Origin of the sequence: Phormidium tenue FACHB-1050, from assembly GCF_014696925.1 — a bacterium.
Lineage (GTDB): Bacteria > Cyanobacteriota > Cyanobacteriia > Pseudanabaenales > Pseudanabaenaceae > Pseudanabaena.
Map to the genome: position 1 here is coordinate 1 of NZ_JACJQY010000011.1, position 17198 is coordinate 17198.

General features: G+C 42.8%; 20 protein-coding genes. 10 read left to right on the plus strand and 10 right to left on the minus strand.

The genetic code is table 11. The annotated features are described in order from the left end of the window. Nucleotides 1–711: IS4 family transposase (locus H6G05_RS09030; protein ID WP_190577864.1), on the minus strand; the 711-nt coding region annotated here is incomplete at its 3' end. A gap of 74 nt (nt 712–785) precedes the next feature. After that, a complete protein-coding gene (locus H6G05_RS09035; protein ID WP_190577865.1) occupies nt 786–1103 on the minus strand; it encodes a tetratricopeptide repeat protein in 318 nt (105 codons plus the stop codon). A 164-nt stretch (nt 1104–1267) separates the two neighbouring features. On the opposite strand from H6G05_RS09035, the gene H6G05_RS25600 reads away from it, so the two are divergent. Both H6G05_RS25600 and H6G05_RS09040 read left to right on the plus strand, forming a co-directional pair. After that, the gene (locus H6G05_RS25600) at nt 1268–1390 is read left to right on the plus strand and encodes a hypothetical protein (protein WP_277874750.1); all 123 of its coding nucleotides are present in this window, start codon (nt 1268–1270) and stop codon (nt 1388–1390) included. A gap of 27 nt (nt 1391–1417) precedes the next feature. Next, on the plus strand, nt 1418–1687 hold the full coding sequence (locus H6G05_RS09040) for a hypothetical protein (RefSeq protein ID WP_190577866.1): 270 nt from the start codon (nt 1418–1420) through the stop codon (nt 1685–1687). A gap of 42 nt (nt 1688–1729) precedes the next feature. Here H6G05_RS09040 and H6G05_RS09045 read toward each other — a convergent pair whose 3' ends face one another. The 3 genes from H6G05_RS09045 to H6G05_RS09055 form a co-directional block, all read right to left on the minus strand. Then, nucleotides 1730–2122 (minus strand): toxin-antitoxin system TumE family protein, encoded by a 393-nt coding sequence (locus H6G05_RS09045; protein ID WP_190577950.1) that lies wholly within the window; start codon nt 2120–2122, stop codon nt 1730–1732. Beyond that, the gene (locus H6G05_RS09050) at nt 2122–2421 is read right to left on the minus strand and encodes a hypothetical protein (RefSeq protein WP_190577867.1); all 300 of its coding nucleotides are present in this window, start codon (nt 2419–2421) and stop codon (nt 2122–2124) included. The genes H6G05_RS09045 and H6G05_RS09050 overlap by 1 nt, the downstream gene beginning before the upstream one ends. A gap of 86 nt (nt 2422–2507) precedes the next feature. Continuing rightward, a complete protein-coding gene (locus H6G05_RS09055) occupies nt 2508–6512 on the minus strand; it encodes a magnesium chelatase subunit H (RefSeq protein WP_190577868.1) in 4005 nt (1334 codons plus the stop codon). A gap of 407 nt (nt 6513–6919) precedes the next feature. Between H6G05_RS09055 and H6G05_RS09060 the strand changes: the two genes are divergently transcribed. Then, complete coding sequence (locus tag H6G05_RS09060) at nt 6920–7426, plus strand: Tic20 family protein (RefSeq protein ID WP_190577869.1); 507 nt, start codon at nt 6920–6922, stop codon at nt 7424–7426. Nucleotides 7427–7508: 82 nt separating this feature from the next. Continuing rightward, on the plus strand, nt 7509–8012 hold the full coding sequence (locus tag H6G05_RS09065; RefSeq protein ID WP_190577870.1) for a Tic20 family protein: 504 nt from the start codon (nt 7509–7511) through the stop codon (nt 8010–8012). Between the two features lie 229 nt (nt 8013–8241). Here the strand turns inward: H6G05_RS09065 and prmC are convergent, their stop codons facing one another. The 4 genes from prmC to H6G05_RS09085 form a co-directional block, all read right to left on the minus strand. Further along, entirely contained in the window at nt 8242–9108 is an 867-nt protein-coding gene (prmC, locus tag H6G05_RS09070) for a peptide chain release factor N(5)-glutamine methyltransferase (RefSeq protein WP_190577871.1), read from the minus strand. 84 nt (nt 9109–9192) lie between these two features. Then, nucleotides 9193–9339 carry a hypothetical protein gene (locus tag H6G05_RS09075; protein ID WP_190577872.1) on the minus strand — a complete coding sequence of 49 codons (147 nt, stop codon included), beginning with the start codon at nt 9337–9339 and terminating at the stop codon, nt 9193–9195. A gap of 165 nt (nt 9340–9504) precedes the next feature. After that, nucleotides 9505–11088 carry a phosphoglycerate dehydrogenase gene (gene serA, locus H6G05_RS09080; protein WP_190577873.1) on the minus strand — a complete coding sequence of 528 codons (1584 nt, stop codon included), beginning with the start codon at nt 11086–11088 and terminating at the stop codon, nt 9505–9507. A 331-nt stretch (nt 11089–11419) separates the two neighbouring features. After that, the gene (locus H6G05_RS09085) at nt 11420–12064 is read right to left on the minus strand and encodes a CHRD domain-containing protein (protein ID WP_190577874.1); all 645 of its coding nucleotides are present in this window, start codon (nt 12062–12064) and stop codon (nt 11420–11422) included. Nucleotides 12065–12186: 122 nt separating this feature from the next. Here H6G05_RS09085 and H6G05_RS09090 point away from each other — a divergent pair, with 122 nt between their 5' ends. Next, nucleotides 12187–12960, plus strand: coding sequence for a sulfite exporter TauE/SafE family protein (locus tag H6G05_RS09090; RefSeq protein WP_190577875.1), 774 nt, complete (start codon nt 12187–12189; stop codon nt 12958–12960). Between the two features lie 217 nt (nt 12961–13177). Here the strand turns inward: H6G05_RS09090 and H6G05_RS09095 are convergent, their stop codons facing one another. Continuing rightward, nucleotides 13178–13741 carry a TetR/AcrR family transcriptional regulator gene (locus tag H6G05_RS09095; protein WP_190577876.1) on the minus strand — a complete coding sequence of 188 codons (564 nt, stop codon included), beginning with the start codon at nt 13739–13741 and terminating at the stop codon, nt 13178–13180. 255 nt (nt 13742–13996) lie between these two features. Here H6G05_RS09095 and H6G05_RS09100 point away from each other — a divergent pair, with 255 nt between their 5' ends. The 5 genes from H6G05_RS09100 (at nt 13997) to H6G05_RS09120 (ending at nt 16972) form a co-directional block, all read left to right on the plus strand. After that, the gene (locus tag H6G05_RS09100; protein ID WP_190577877.1) at nt 13997–14599 is read left to right on the plus strand and encodes a glutathione S-transferase family protein; all 603 of its coding nucleotides are present in this window, start codon (nt 13997–13999) and stop codon (nt 14597–14599) included. Between the two features lie 4 nt (nt 14600–14603). After that, nucleotides 14604–15197, plus strand: a complete 594-nt coding sequence (locus tag H6G05_RS09105; RefSeq protein ID WP_190577878.1) for a pyridoxamine 5'-phosphate oxidase family protein — start codon at nt 14604–14606, stop codon at nt 15195–15197. A gap of 2 nt (nt 15198–15199) precedes the next feature. Next, the gene (locus H6G05_RS09110; protein WP_190577879.1) at nt 15200–15853 is read left to right on the plus strand and encodes a cupin domain-containing protein; all 654 of its coding nucleotides are present in this window, start codon (nt 15200–15202) and stop codon (nt 15851–15853) included. A 34-nt stretch (nt 15854–15887) separates the two neighbouring features. After that, nucleotides 15888–16457, plus strand: a complete 570-nt coding sequence (locus H6G05_RS09115) for a protein tyrosine phosphatase family protein (RefSeq protein ID WP_190577880.1) — start codon at nt 15888–15890, stop codon at nt 16455–16457. A gap of 92 nt (nt 16458–16549) precedes the next feature. Continuing rightward, the gene (locus tag H6G05_RS09120; RefSeq protein ID WP_094535011.1) at nt 16550–16972 is read left to right on the plus strand and encodes a nuclear transport factor 2 family protein; all 423 of its coding nucleotides are present in this window, start codon (nt 16550–16552) and stop codon (nt 16970–16972) included. The last annotated feature ends 226 nt before the right edge of the window (nt 16973–17198 follow it).

Sequence of the window (17198 nt, forward strand, 5' to 3'; positions counted from 1 at the left end):
AATTAGTAAATCGCCATCCTCCAGACGCATCGCCGCAATATAAAGCCAATGTTGCCAAACTAGTCTGGGCTTGGACAATACTTTTGATTGACCAGCTTGGAGGTCTTGGAAACAAACGTCAGCCCGTAGTTGTTTCTGCCCATCGTCAAGCAAGGTGTTTTTACGAATACGGATACGAAAACGGGTACATGGGTCACTAATCAAGTAATCAAACCATTCTTCCCCCACAAATTCACGGTCTGCGGTCAAAAAGTCGATTTTACGATCTCCAAATATTTCCAGAAAACGATTACACAATTCACAACGTTCACGGGTGTTTGAGTTACCTTTTTTATCCAGCATCATCCAGACCAACGGGAATGCGATACCGTGATGCACTACCCCCAATGTCAGCACATTAAACACCGTCTTACCGAATCTCCAATCGGTGCGGTCGATACTGATTACCCATGGTTCGGGTATTTTCATTACTTTGACGACCATTAAAGCGATGCTTTCATAGTCCACTTCAAACTCCCTGAAAAATCTCTGTAACCGCTTATAGTGTGATGCGACTTTGGCTTCACCACTAAATCCTGTCGCTATTTCCGCTAGGTTTACTGTCTTTACTCGCATTAATGCGATCAAGAACATCGACACAAATAAGAGTCTTGCTCCATTCCATTGCAGATGTTCATGCAACTTTTCTCGAAATAGGTTAATCTCTTTCATAGGGGTTTTATTTGTGATGTGGTTATCTTTTATAAAACCCCTTCCTGCCTACTTTTGCAACTTTTTGTCCTGTACTAAGTCGATTGATTAAAATATGAAAGCGCACAATCATGTTCTTCTAGTCCAAAGTATGCGCTTCCTAATATGTGATGATAATATGCATCATTAGAAAGTAAAAGGGATTGTTCGTTAAGATTCTCAATTGCTTTTTTAAATTTTCCAATTTGACAATATGCATTACTTCTATCCAATAATGCATCTAAGTTACTGGGATTTAGGTTGATCGCCTGCGTATGCTCTTTAATGGCTTCTTTATATTGCCCTTGAGCATAAAATTCTAGACCTTGTTGATAGTGCTTTGTGGAGAGTTCAGTATCGTTATTAAGTGTCATATGAGCAAGTATTTATAAGCTTAATTTTATATTAACAAATCTAACGCAAAACCCTAAACCACTTGCTCTCTCATACATCCCGCCAAAATCCCGAACTCTGCGTCTTAGACACGAGCACAACACCCGTCATTAACAACCTCTACGAAGCCAAAGCACTGCTAGAAATGACAAAGGGCAAAAGATTTGAAGAATTGAAAACCTTCAGCACGATCGCCAATGCTCTCGCCATGCACGAAAAACTGATGCTCCATATCCGCTATAACCTTACTTTGATTATGCTAGGTTAAAAATACTTTGCACTAAGGAGTGAACAGATGACAACCAATAGCCCAACTGTATTTGCAGAAGAATTAGCCAACGAGCTAGACAAAATCCCTGAACAATATTGGTCAAACCTCTTACAGATTATTCGTTTGTTTCGTGAAAGTGTTACGCCAGTTACGCCAGTTTCACAAAGTCATTCTCAAGATCCTGCAATTGTCGAAGCGATCAAAGATTTAGGGCTTGTCCATTCCATGCTAGAAGTCAAAGACGAAAAGCCTCTTAGTCTCCAAGAAGCCCTTGCCGAAATGGAAAGAGAATGAACGTCAATTATTTTTTTGCATTTATTGTCGAAATAATCCGAACTACATCATTATCTCGTTTAGCAGATCAGAAACAATTTGCAAAATCTCCTCAAACTTAACTGGCTGATATGGCAGTACAAAATCTTCATCACCTTCATGCAGATGATGAGGATAAGTTTCAATCTCAGGATGGTGAGCAGCATTGTCCCAACGTTTAATGAATTTCCCATCATCACTTTGCCAATGGAAACTGTATTTAATCACCTCAACCTTATCTGATTGAATTTCAAAAAACTCAAACATTTCTAAAAGGCTATCATCTTGTAAAGTCAGCCGATATCGCCATAAACCTTTATTACCCTGTGCCTCTTCTCTAAGAATACTAAAACTTTTCACTGCTGGGCAAAGAGCAATTAATGACTTTATCAAAGCTAAATAATCTTCAGCAATCATCACAATGCTTGCTCTAGCCTGCTAATCTTAACTAAGAGATCCTTTCGCAACTCACATAAACTAAACCACTCAAACAGATCCATCTCATCCCCTAATACTCCTGATTCAAACTGTTCTTGAAACTGATTAGAATTGAGCCTATAGGTCTGTTCAAACTTGCTAATATCACAGTCATAAACAGCTAATTTCTGTCGATGACGATTTAACATGACACTAAGTAATTGACTGAGAATCCGATCTAATTCATTGCGATCGCTGCAATTTGCATTAAGTAGCTCTAATTTGTCTAATGTATTCATGGCGTATACACACAACTCATTTAACATTATACCAACGGTAATTTTTCCTATAAAAAAGGCGGCGCTTGCGCCGCCTTTTTTAAATTTTACTCTACACCTTCAATACGGTCTTCGAGTTCTTGATATAGCTCACGCAATCTATCGAGATTCTCTTCACTGGTTTCCCAATAGCCGCGACCATTGACTTCTAGAAGAGTACCAACAATCTTACGGAACGAGTTGGGGTTGAGATTTTTGAGCCGATCGCACATCTCTTTATCGTTCACATAGACATCATTGACATCTTCGTAAACCCAGTTATCCACTGCTCCAGCCGTTGCTGACCAGCCCATTGTGTTCACAAGGCGCTTGGAGATTTCGCGCACACCTTCATAACCACTCTTCAGCATTCCCTCATACCATTTAGGATTGAGAATCTTGGTGCGGGTATCGAGGCGGACGGTCTCAGTCAGGGTGCGAACTTGAGCATTAGCTGTAGTGGTGTCAGCAACAAAGGAAGCTGGTTTTTTGCCATCTTTGCGGAGACTGCCAACGAGCTTGGTGGGGTCAGAGTCGAAGTAGTGGGATACATCGGTGAGACTGATTTCTGACGAATCCAAGTTTTGGAAGGTCATGTCAACGGTCTTCAGAGAAGCTTCGTAAAGCTGACGCTGTTGGGTGTTGCTGACATTCGCACCAAAGGCGAAGGACTTGCGCGATAGATACATCTGTTGCAATTCTTCTTCGTTTTCCCATGTGCTGTTTTCCACAGCGAGGTTGACGTTAGAGGAATAGGAACCCGATGAATTACTGAATACGCGAGTTGCGGCTTGGCTAATCGTTAAGCCAAACTCTTCGGCTTGGGAGATCGCGTGTTTGCGGACAAAGTTCATTTCCAAAGGCTCATCAGCTTCGGCTGCCATACGCACGGCGCGATCGATCAAGTCCATTTGATTTACAAACAAATCACGGAATACGCCAGAGCAGTTGACGACCACATCAACGCGAGGTCTTCCTAGTTCTGCGAGAGGAGTTAGTTCCAAACGATTGATGCGACCGAGGGCATCGGGCATGGGCTTTACGCCGATCATGCAGAGAACTTGAGCGAGGGATTCGCCATAGGTCTTGATGTTGTCGGTTCCCCAGAGGACGACGGCGATCGTTTCAGGATAGACTCCGTTGTTGTCTTGACGTTGACGCTCCAATAGGCGATCGACTACGGTTTTCGCTGCTTGCACGGCCGCACTCGTAGGGATAGAGTTGGGATCGAGAGCGTGCATATTCTTGCCAGTGGGCAACACCAGAGGATTACGGATGGGGTCACCACCGGGGCTAGGGAGAATATAGTCACCTTCGAGGGCCCGAATTAAACCGCCAAGTTCGTTATCGGCAACAATTTGTTTGAGACAGAACTCTAAAAACTCAAATAGAGGCTTGATGTCATCTTTATTGATATTGGGATAGCCATTCTCTTGGAAAACTTCAATCCAAGGCTCGGTTTTGCCCATTCTAAAGAAGTTAAGCACTGAGAGTTTAGAAACTCTGCCGTCGTCATCAGCCTTAGCTTTGACTAATGCACCTACAGCTTTATTGGCGATCGCGCGAATATTTGCCAAGAGTTCCACATCGGCGTAAATACCTTTGTCACTGGATTTGTATAGCTGTTCGATATCGCGTCCGATACATTCACACATGATCCGTAGTAAAGACTTCATGTTGTCTTCGGGGCGATCAAAACTGGCGATGCTGGTCAATACATCGGTGACATCTTCGACTTTAGGAGGTTCGCCAACAACGTGTAAGCCACAAGGGAGAACACGGGACTCGATTTCCATCAGCTTGTTGTACACCTGACCGATGACGTTATCGCGTTCTTCAAGGGACATTTCCTTAGCGTCTTGGTCAGGAAGTTGCACATCCTTATCCAGATTGACCAAGCGCACCTTGTCCATGATCGTGTTGGTGATTTGGACACCACGACCACCGAGGCGCAGATCCTTGTAGGACGCAATCAATTCGCTCAGTTCTTGTAAGTTGCGGCTCAAGCCAGCATTCTCAGGTGCAGGAGTGATGTAACTGATGATGGTGGCATAACCGCGACGTTTAGCGATCGTTGCTTCCGATGGATTGTTGACTGCATAGTAATAGATGTTTGGCAATGCCCCAATTAAGCTGTCAGGGAAACATTCACCCGACATACCCACCTGCTTACCTGGCATGAATTCCATTGAGCCATGGGTTCCGAAGTGGAGGACAGCATCGGCTCCCCAGATATGGTTGAGATAGGTGTAGTAAGCTACAAATCCGTGGTGTGGCGATGCAGATTTACTAAATAGCAAGCGCATGGGGTCACCTTCATAACCAAAGGTGGGTTGCACGCCTACAAAGATATTTCCATATTGCTTACCGTAAATGAGAAGATTCTGTCCATCAGAGTTGAGATGTCCAGGAGCGGCTCCCCATTGCTCGATAATGCGATCTACGTAGGGAGTATTAGCCTCATATTCGGGCACAGACATTTTATAGGCAACATTCAGTTCAGGGCTGCCAACCATAGCTTCAGGGTTATGCAAAATTTCGGACATCATGTCGTGGGATGTCTTTGGTAAGCCTTGCACATCATAGCCATTGTTGCCAAGAGCTTCTACAACCTTGTGAATGGAAGAGAATACATCCAAATAAGCAGCGGTTCCAATATTGCCTTTGTCGGGTGGGAAGCTAAAAATCGTGATGGCAAGCTTTTTCTCATGGCGAGGCTTGCGACGCAGATTTGCCCATTTGATCGCACGGTTGGCGATGGTTTCAAGGCGATCGCCGATCGCATGGGATCTTCCCGTCATACTATCGCGCCCCGAAAGCACGATGGGATCGAGTCCGCCATCGAGTTCTGGTAGCGCAACCTGTAACGCTACTTGCACAGGATGTAATCCAAGATCGCTATCTTGCCATTCTTCAGTGGTTTGGAAGACGAGGGGTAAAGCCACCATGTAGGGACGATTTAGCTTCTCAAGGGCTTCGATCGCTTTGGGGTGATCTTGTTTAGCAGGGCCCCCAACTAATGCAAAACCAGTCAGTGAAACGACGCTATCGACGATCGCCCGATCCTTTTGCTTAGGATCATAGAAATATTCTTCAACTGCTTTTGAGAAATCTAAGCCCCCATTGAATACGGAAATCACCCTAGCCCCAAGGGATTCTAATTCCTGCACCATCGCCACATAATGCGCGTCATCTCCTGTGACAAGGTGAGTTCTTGCCATGAGCAGCCCCACACATGGCGCGAGGGGATCTTTCATTTCTTCAGGAATATCTGTGCGCGAGTTAAACCAGTTTAAATAGTCGGCAGTAGTCTCAAACATCTTGGGAGCAAGGGGATGCCACAGCCCCATGTCTAAGTAATTGACAGGATCTTTGATTTGTAAAGGTGCGGAACCATTTTCTTTTGCTCGCGCTTTGACCGTCGGCAGATAATTTTGGGCAAGCATCAACAAGAAATTTTCAAGGTTTTCCGTTGATCCCCCTAGCCAATATTGAAAGCTCAACATGAAGTTGCGAGCATCCTGCGCCTTATCCATCGGCATATATTTGAGAATCTTGGGCAGGGTCTGCACGACCTTGAGCATACTGTCTTGAAAAGAACTGCCTGATTTCTCTTTACGCTTCCGCATAAACTGGGCGATCGCGCTTTTCGACTGCCCCAGATTTTCCATACTGAATGAACCCATCTTATTAAGGCGCATCACCTCAGGCATCGATGGGAATACCACACAGGCGGATAGGCGATCTCGATGGGGTGCAACTGCTTGGGCGATCTTCGTGGCGAGATCGTCAATAAAAATTAGTGAGGCAATAAAAATATCGGCTTCTGCAATATCTTCTTTAAAGGCTTCGTAATTTTCTGGACTACGTAGCTCCTCGATTAAATAGCCATTGACCTCAATCGCTAGATGAGAATTGTTTTTGTTGATTGACTTTACAGCCGCCGACATAGCGCTCTGATATTGAGGCTCAAGCACTACATAGACCAACTTCATTAAGACCCGACCCTGTAGATTTTCGGGAATGATACGTCTACCAGATAATGTTGCGATCGGTGGCACAGAAGTGAACATGCAGTCTCCTTAAATTACTGTCCTGATTTTTTTTGGATGTTATGTATTGCGTTTGGTTATTGTGTTGCTAAAACTGTTACACAGAGTAACAATTAGCAATTAAAGATTTATACCTATTCACTATTTAATACCAGACAAGCATTGCCGTGGTTGATTTTGGGCAATAAATGCAATAATTTTAAATTGATTTGTTTACATTTCGTTACTTTTCGCAATATTTGCGACAACAAAATGTAAATATTTTTTAAATCTCTTTAAAGAACTTGAGCTAAAATCGAATCCATAAGCAATCCTAAGCGGTTTGAGAGAGTTCGCCCCAAAGGGGTGAACTCTCTCAAACTGTATCCCACAAATGAATTAGGATTGCTATAAATCAAATAACAACAAAGAATTTAGAGAAAATAGTTATGACATGGCAGCAATCTGTAACACCTCTCCACCGCTTTTATAGTTGCTTGCCTTACATATTGCCAATATCGGCGGGTGTAATCTATGGGGCGACCTTGTTTCAGCAGTTCCCAATTCTCATACTTCCCTTTTTTCCGTTTATCTGGCTGTATGGAAATGTTTTAGCATTTCCTTTAGTACCTGTGCTGGGTTTAACAGGCGAATTTTTCCTATTTATGGGATTATTCTTTTTGGTGGTGAGAGATGCTCGCGTTCCTCATTTTGTTCGCTTCAACACAATGCAAGCTTTGCTAATGCAAATAGTTTTGTTTATTGCTCAGCTTTTATTTCAAGTTGTCCAACAGTTATCTAGCAATGGATTGCCATCTGTGATCAGTGCAACCATCGCCAACACCATTTTTATTGGTACAACTCTAATAGCTGGCTATGCCATTTATCAAAGTGTCAAGGGTGAATATTCTGACATTCCTACTCTTTCACAAGCTGCATCATTTCAGTGCGAATGATAAAAACTGATCTAGGTACAGATTTTATAGAAACTAGTGATATTTAGACAGTTGAAAACAATTTGAAAATCAATAGAGATTTATGACAAGACGTAGTTCAGTTTATAATTCAGATAAGTTATATGCAAGCTTAACTTATCTATTGCCAATTACCGCAGTAGTGGGATTTGGGGCATTTTTGTTTGTCCAATTTCCCCCATTGTTTACTGTGTTTTTACCAGTTTTGAAGTTAAATCAACTTATATCTTTTTCAATTATTGATTTTATTTCAATCCGCCTTATTGCTTGGTTTTGCGTATTTATTTTTGTAGTTAGAAACTATAAGGTAAATCATTTTACGCGCTTTAATGCAATGCAAGCATTACTCTTAGATATTATTGTTGCTCTCATGGGAGCAATAATTCAGATTTTAGAAGCAATTTTAGGACAATTTGCATTCTTTCCATTTATGTTGCAAATTATTGCGAGTGTTACATTTTTAGGAATAACAGCGGCCTTTATATATTCCGTATTTCAATGTATCCTTGGAAAATATGCTGATAAAATCCCTTTAATTTCTGAAGTTGCATACATGCAAGTGCGATAAAAGTTAAAATCGCGAATTAGATGGATTAAAGGATGAGGCAGATTTCCAGACAGCTATAAAATGCAAAGTTGTTGGCTAGAGTAACGTGATTTCAGGATAAGCTACAAAATTTTAAAAATCAAAACAGTAAAAGCGTCGCAAAGCGAGGCTTTTACTGTTTTGGCTTCTAGAGATGGTTCGCGCCGCGAACCATCTCTAGAAGCTAGTTTGAAATTAACCCGAACTAAGGTTAATTAGTTTGAGCTGATACAAAACGTTCGATCGCTGCGTAATCTTGATGTATTTGAATATTGGTATATTTGCCACTTGTTTGTAATAGCGATCGCACTATTTCTGCTTGTCCAGACATTAGTTCCACAATCCAAAATCCGCCTGAGATTAAATATTGTGGTGCGATATTTACAAGTTCTCGAATAGCATCTAGTCCATCATTACCCCCATCAAGGGCTAAATGTGGTTCATGATTGGTAACTTCGGGCTGTAGATTTAAAACTTCGATACTGGGAATATAAGGCGGATTAGAAACTATTCCTGCAAGATAATTTTGTAAATTTAATTTAGCTAATGGCTCAAACCAACTGCCGTGATGAAAATGAATTTGCTGATAATTTTTACTAGCATTAATTGTGGCAATTTCTAAAGCAGCTTGACTGTAATCAACTGCATGAATTTCTGCTTGCGGAAATTGCTGTGCTAAAGCGATCGCGATCGCACCACTGCCCGTACCTAAATCTACCCAAACACCATTTTGATAAATAGGATCTTGGCAATTCTCCTCAACAATATCAATTATTAATTCGGTTTCAGGACGAGGAATTAATACGGTGGGAGATACTTGCAACTCTAAATTGCGCCATGCTACTGATCCTGTTAAGTACTGCACGGGAATGCGATCGCTTAATCGTTTTTGCCAAAGTTGATCGAGTTTAGTTAATAATTCAGGTGTAATTTTTTGTGCGATATTAGGCGATCGCAATCTGAGGTCGAGTTTATCTAGCGAAGCGAGACTCAATATTAGCCAATCAAGTTCAAATGTTGGTACATTGCCTGTCTGAGCAGCGATATGACTGCGATCGTACCATTCCCAAAAATTCATAGTTAATTTATCCTGCAATGCAATATGCAAGGGGCTGAAGCAACTTGTTAAATAAACAAAAGGCTCGCATTGCGAGCCTTTTGTTTATTTTTTGCGTTTATTCATGGCTTCGAGATAAGCCTGTTGGTAACTCAAAAAACTGTTATGCCATTCTTGAAAACGGCGATCGCCATCATGTACTAACATTTGACGATACTTTTCCGAAGAAATATATGATTTTGAAGTTGACATAATACATACCCCTCTAAATTGAGCCTATTGTAAATGAAAGAGCACTTTTTACCCCCTCTAACTCCCCCTTGAAAGGGGGAGAATTTAGATTTAGGATTCCCCCTTTTAAGGAGAAAAATTTAGATTTATGCTTCCCCCCTTCCAAGGGGGGACTGAGGGGGGGATTTACAGCTTCACCACAAAAGCATCAGTTACGCCCTGAATATGCACGATTTCATCAAGCAAACCGCTAGGCAAAGGATCGTCAATATTCAAGACCATGACTGCTTCGCCGCGCACCATGCGACGACCGACTTGCATACTGGCAATGTTTACATTGAAATTGCCGAGTAATGAGCCAATTCTACCGATGATCCCTGGCATATCACGGTGCAAAGTCAACAACATGTAGTGAGTTGGCGCAACGTTGATTGGAAATTCATTGATGCTAGTGATCCGAATTTCCGACTTACCAAGCAATGCACCAGTTACTTCTTGCTGACCTTGGCTACCATGAGCCGTCAAGTGAATTGAGCCACTGTAATCTTCAACGGAAGGATCGCGAGTTTCAGTAACGTGAATACCACGTTCTTTAGCCTCGATGCTGGCATTCACAAAATTAACTCGTTCGCGCAGAGCTGGAGAGAGCAAACCTTTGAGGGCAGCTACGACGATTGGTTGACTTTCGCTATTAGCAATTTCACCTTGAAGCTTGACATTGAGAGTATCGACACGACCACCAGCCAATTGACCAACCAGATTGCCCAGCATTTCGGCAAGTTGCAGGTAAGGCTTGAGTTTTTGCCATACATCGGGACGCAATCCAGGGATATTCACCGCCGATCGCGCAGGTAAGCCAAGCAAGACATCACGGATTTGTTCGGCAACATCAACAGCCACATTGGTTTGAGCTTCTTCGGTAGATGCTCCAAGGTGAGGAGTCAAGATTACGTTTGCACCGAGTTCACGCAAACCAGAGTCAGCTTCGAGAGGCTCATTTTCAAATACATCAAGGGCGATGCCGCCAATTTTGCCGCTCTTGATTGCTTCAGCGATCGCTATTTCATCAATGATCCCGCCTCTAGCGCAGTTGATGATTCTCACGCCATCTTTCATGATTGCAATGCGATCGGCATTAATCAAATGTGCGGTTTCTTTAGTTTTGGGTAAATGCAATGTGATGTAATCAGCTTCACGTAGCAAAATTTCTAGCTCAACCAGATGGACACCTAATTTCTCAGCACGTTCTGCGGTCAAGAATGGGTCATAGGCGAGAATCCGCATTCCCAGAGACTTTGCAACCGTAGCAACGTGAGAGCCAATTTTGCCTAAACCAAGAATACCAAGGGTTTTCTTGTAGACTTCAACGCCAGTAAAACTCTTGCGATCCCACTTGCCACCCTTGAGGGATGCGTTAGCTGCGGGAATAAAGCGCGATAGCGACATCATCATCGCCAGAGTATGCTCAGCCGCCGCGATCGTATTGCCTTCAGGAGAATTGACAACCACAATGCCCATGCGGGTAGCGGTTGGCACATCTACATTATCGACCCCAACACCAGCACGACCGATGATTTTGAGGTTTTTACCAGCTTCAACAGCTTCTTTGGTGAGCTTTGTACCAGAGCGAATCATGATCGCATCGTATTCAGGGAGAACTTGGATCAGTTCTTCAGGACTAAGGGTGGTTTTTACGTCAACGGTGGCGACTTGAGAAAGGATATCGATACCAACTTGATCGATGGGGTCAGAAACGAGAACTTTGGGCATAACGATTAAAAAATGTACCAGTGCCTATAGCGGAAGGTTTGCGGCTACGCTTTAAATCCTAAACGCCCTTGAATCAATGCAAGATAAACGCTAGACATCGCGCAGCTTAGACACACTAAGACGACAATAATTGCTTACATTAATAATATTAAAGCAAAAATGAACGCTCCTACGTTTCAGTAACTTTAGAGTTGTAATCACTCTATGGCTATTACCCGAAAGAGAGTGGCGGCGCGAAGCGCCGCCACTCTCTTTCGGGTTGGTCTTTCAGTAGCTAGCTCTAAGACTAAAAAGCTGATGAGTTGCTTGGCAACTCATCAGCTTTTTAGTGCTATGACTGTACTTTCAAAATACCGCGTAACTCACCTGCACGGTTAGATTTGGTATGGAGATCAACGTACAAACCACCACTATTAAGAGCTTGGAGTTGCTCAGCCGTTAGCGTATATTCGCCCTTAACATTACCGCTTACACCATCAGGATTAACTTGCACCTGCAAAGCATATTGGAAAGGACCATTTGCCTTAGCAGCGCCTCTATGAATATGTACACCCGAAGTAATGTTTGGATTAGGAGGAACTAGAGGATCAGTAGCATAATCACGTAGGGGACTGCTCAAACTATAAAAACCACCACGCACAATTAACCGATCGCCGAAGAGAGCTGCTCCTACTACACCTGCTGCATTAGTTGTCACTGGACTGGGAGAAATCTCATCACCTGATAATATTGCTGCAAATCTAGTGAAATTGACACTTTGGCTGATCAAATTACTTTCGGCAAGGAGTTCAGCTTCGGCTTGCTGTTGATAGATGGTTAAACTGATAGAGTTATCAGCTAGCCGTGAACTAATGGTTGTAGGGGAGACATTATGAGATTGTGCTGGTGCGCTAATATTTATCGCAAGTAAACAGATAGCGATACCAAGAGCTAGGCTATACAAAAACTTTTGATATCTCCTAAAAACCTTAATCATATTACTTTTACCGATTTAGTGAATTGGTTCTTTTTCTCTAGATTTCTCCAGTTACATTTTCTTACGCCCAAAAGTTGGATTTGGATGCAACCGTACTATATTGTTTCTGTTATATATATTTCATGAATGTGCAATATTTACTGATTTTTGGGGCGGCGCTATTGGCGGGTGGGATTAATGGAATTGCAGGAGGAGGCAGTTTTATTTTGTTTCCTGTTCTCATGTTTGTCGGCATTCCGCCAATAACTGCGAATGCTACCAATGCGATCGCTTTGCTGCCAGGGACATTAGCCAGTGCGGGAGCCTATCGTCGCGAATTTGATCAAGATAAGCGATCGCTAATTCAAGTATGTATATTGGGGATAATTGGGGGGCTAGCAGGAGCAATTTTGCTTCTTAGAACGCCATCGGCAACTTTTTTACAAGTCTTGCCTTATTTATTATTGACAGCAACATTAGCTTTTGCCTTTAGCAATAAAATGACGCTATGGGTTGAGCAGCAGCAATCTCGATTTGCGAAGCTCCGAGAATTGCGAACAGTCTTCATTACGATCTTGCAATTAGTTGTGGCTGTGTATGGAGGCTTTTTTGGGGGCGGGATGGGGATTTTATTTCTGGCAACCTTTGCGCTGATGGGGATGACCAATATCCATCGCATGAATGCTTATAAGGTCATGCTTACTAGTTGTATTAATGCCGTAATTGTTATTCCTTTTGTCCATGCGGGGGTAATTCTTTGGCAAGAAGGGGCGATCGCAGCGATCGGTGCTTCTATCGGGGGATATATCAGTGCTTACTATGTCCAAAAGATTGCCCCCATAGTAGTAAAGCGCTTTGTGATTGGCGTTGGTTCCGCAATGACGCTGTACTTTTTTATTAAAAGTTGGTTTGCCTAGCATCAGCACAGACAAGCTGTGCTTTCCGCAAACGATTTATTATACCAATTCACGAAAGTGTGGCAACACTTTTGTGAATTAAAAACCAAGCCCAGTAAGGGTTTTAAAAACACAAAATGGCGTAGCCATTTTGTGTTTTGGTATTACTTACAGTAATTACCAATCAAACAACTAGGACGACTCAAAACCCATAAGAGGCAGCGCGAAGCGCTGCCTCTTATGGGTTTTGAGTAATACCTCGACAGAGTTGATTTGGTAGTTGTTGAAGAACACGCCGAAATGGGGCAATATCTTTCAGGCTATGGGACAGAATCAAAGCACCCTGAATCATCATCATCGCATCTTCACCACGCTCCTTTGCCAAAGTCTCCTCCAATCCTGCGGTGACTAGAACCTTTGCGATCGCCTCAATCCATCGCGAAAAAGCATCACTAATCTGTGCGTGAAATAGGTCATCACTTGACTGCTCCATCAGTAAAACTGCCCATAGGCAAGAATTTTGTCCCTCATTAAAAAATTTACTCACCTCATCACACATAGCCTGAAATTTAGCGATCAGTGGTTCTGGGCGATCGAGAATCTCTAATATGTTCGTCTCTAGCCAATTGTTGACATAAGTTAGAGCCGTCTCCGCCATTTCTGCCTTGCCTTTAGGGAAATGATGATAGAGACTAGCCTTCCCCAAGCCAGTCTCTTGAGAAATTTTGGAAAGAGTTACCCCCTCATAACCAAACTGGCGAAACAGCTTGATCAAAGTTGGGACATGAGTTTGTTTAGACATAGATTTCTTAGCAGAGGATTGATGGCGCGAAGCGCCATCAATCCTTTTGGGATTTAGCAATATTTACTTATAGTTCTGCAATTTAGAAACTAATTTTTGGTGGCGCGGCGAAGCCGCGCCACCAAAAATTGGTTTTTATTTTATAGCAAAGTCTTTGTTGACATTATACCGAACGAACAGTACAGTATCAGTATACCGAACGAACGGTACAAAAACCTCAAATTTTAACTTTCCTCCTGAAAAACAGGCAATGCAATGATTAAGCTACATGGTCACGAAATCTCTGGTAACAGCTACAAAGTACGTTTAATGTTGTCATTGCTCAATCTTGAGTATGAATGGGTCAGAGTCAATCTAATGAAAGGCGAACATAAATCACCAGAGTATTTGGCAAAGAATCCTTTTGGGCAAGTTCCTTTGCTGGTCGATGATGAAACTCAAATTGCTGATGCTCAGGCGATTTTGGTCTATATAGCCAGAAAGTATGGTGGCGAACAATGGCTACCTACCGATGCATTACCAATGGCGCAAGTCGTTCGTTGGTTGTCAACGGCTGCAGGTGAAGTCCGTCAAGGTCCAGAGAATGCAAGACTGTTCTATCTATTTGGAGCAGGAACGAAGATCAATATTGAACGCGCTACTGAAAAATCTCATTTCATTCTCAAACAACTTGATCAACATTTGAGTACCAGAAATTGGCTAGAGTGCGATCGCCCTACGATTGCCGATGTTGCTATCTATCCCTACATTTCCCTCGCTAAGGATGGCAAGATTGAACTGGAAGCTTACTCTCATGTTTTAAGTTGGATGGAGCGATTTCAGAAGCTATCTGGCTATGTACCAATGTTAGGAGCTTAAACCGATGCCCAGACAATTTGGCACGATCGCCTTCACTCCAGCAGTGAAAGCCATGCAAGAAAAAATGGGTTCCCGTGAGAATTACGAGCGCTTTGTGGCAAATGGTGCTGACAATAACAGGGTTACTCCTGACATCGCTCAATTCATAGCAAGTATGGAAGGATTTTATCTTGGAACTGTCACTTCCAATGGCTATCCATATATTCAGTTTCGTGGCGGTAAGGCAGGATTTTTAAAGGTTCTTGATGAGAAAACGTTGGGCTTTGCTGATTATCGTGGCAATGTGCAGTATATCTCGGTGGGCAATCTTTCAGAACATGATAAAGCATTTCTATTTTTAATGGATTATCGAAATCGTCGCCGTTTGAAAATCCTCGGTCGTGCAAAGATTGTGGAAGACGATCCTGAGATCCTTGCTCAAGTCCAAGATCGCGACTATCCAGCCACCGTAGAACGGGCGATCGTTTTTGAAATCGAAGGCTGTGATTGGAATTGTCCGCAACATATTCCTGTGCGCTATTCGCAGGCTGAAGTGGAAGCAATGCAAGCTAGAATTAGTGAATTAGAGCAACTTCTAGCTGAGGCTAAGAACTCATAATTATGAAACTCCATGCAGATTTGAGCCAGCGCGTTGTCGTCGAAAGTGAATCCCTCGATTGGGTGGATTCCCCTATGGTTGGTGTCCAACGCCGAATGCTCGAGCGAGATGGCGAAGAAGTCGCAAGAGCAACCTCGGTCGTCCGCTATGCTCCTGACAGTCATTTTTCAGCGCATACCCACTGCGGTGGCGAAGAGTTTTTGGTCTTAGAGGGTATTTTCTCCGATGAGTATGGAGACTATCCTGCGGGAACCTATATTCGTAATCCTGTGGGTTCAACCCATACGCCTTTTAGCAAAGAGGGTTGCACGATTTTAGTCAAGCTCTGGCAAATGCATCCCGATGATCAACAACGAGTAGCGATCGCCACCAAGGAAACGCCTTGGGCTAATGGCTTAGTCAAGGGGTTACAAGTAATGCCATTGCATAGCTATGGAACCGAGAATGTTGCCCTCGTGAAATGGGATGCAGGTACTTACTTTCAGCCTCATATGCATTTAGGCGGTGAAGAGATCTTTGTAGTTGATGGAGTCTTTGAGGATGAGTTTGGTGCTTATCCCAAGGGGACTTGGTTGCGGAATCCTAGCGGCAGTCGGCATATGCCGTTTAGCAAATTAGGTTGTCTGATTTATGTCAAAGTAGGGCATCTGAGCTAATCTATTTTCTGTTTTTATCGTTGCTTTTAAAGATATGAAAACGCAAAGTATTCTGTCTAACATCGTTCTATATGGTCGCTCGATATGGCAGATAGTGCGATCGCGTCTTAGTCCTAAAAAAGGGATTGAGGATATCCTGAACTACCGATATATCTCGGACAAATTAGCTACAAGTGGTCAACCAACCGCCACAGAGCTGAAATTAATTAGTCAAGCAGGATATAAAACTGTTCTCAATTTAGCTCCGCCAACTGCTTCCAATGCTCTGCCAGAGGAACAAGCGATCGCAACTAGTTTGGGAATGAATTACATTAACATCCCCGTTGTTTGGGATAGTCCGACAATGGCAGACTTTAATCAGTTTTGCGATGTAATGGAAAATCACAAAGATCAACTAATTTTTGTTCATTGTGCGATGAATATGCGCGTATCTGCATTTATGTATCTCTATCGTCATTTGAAGATGGGAGTCCCTGCCTCAGAAGCTTATTCAGCCATGAAAACCATCTGGGAACCCAATGCTACTTGGCAGCAGTTTATTGAAACGGCGATCGCTTCTAATCAAAGTAACTTCCGAGCAAGCGAACCTCAAGAAAATTTTTAAAAGCATCGCAAAGCAATGCTTTTAAAAATTTTCTTGGTTTGAATTTGAGCGCAAAGCGCTGTAAATTAACTATTAACTAAATCCTAAAAACTATGGAAACTAAACCACCTCTTCCTCCATTTACCTTAGAAACCGCCAAAGCCAAAATCCAAGCGGCGGAAAATGCTTGGAATACTCGCGATCCCGAGCGCGTAGCCCTTGCCTATACTGAAGATTCTGAATGGCGCAATCGTAACGAATTTGTAAATGGACGCGATGAAATTAGAGAATTTCTCAAACGTAAATGGGCAAAAGAACTAGACTATCGATTGAGAAAAGAACTTTGGTGTTTTATGGATAATCGCATTGCGGTGCGATTTGAGTATGAATATCATGACGAAGCAGGTAATTGGTATCGTGCCTACGGCAATGAAAATTGGGAATTCGCGGAAAATGGCTTGATGATGCGCCGCTTTGCTAGCATTAACGACTTAGCTATCCAAGAAAGCGATCGCAAGTTTCGCTGGGAACGTTAAATTTACAACACTTTGCGCTTAAATCCAAACCATGAAGATTTTTGAAAGTGTTGCAAAGCAACACTTTCAAAAATCTTCATGGTTAGTTTGATCGGTAACTGATGTTACGTGGAACTCAGATGATGAATCTCTTGCTGGTAGCGAAGCAGGGCAACCACGGGGGGATTGCCCCTACCTGTAAATCTTAGATCTTGTAGGGGCTGTGCCCCCGTGCCAGCCCTAGACT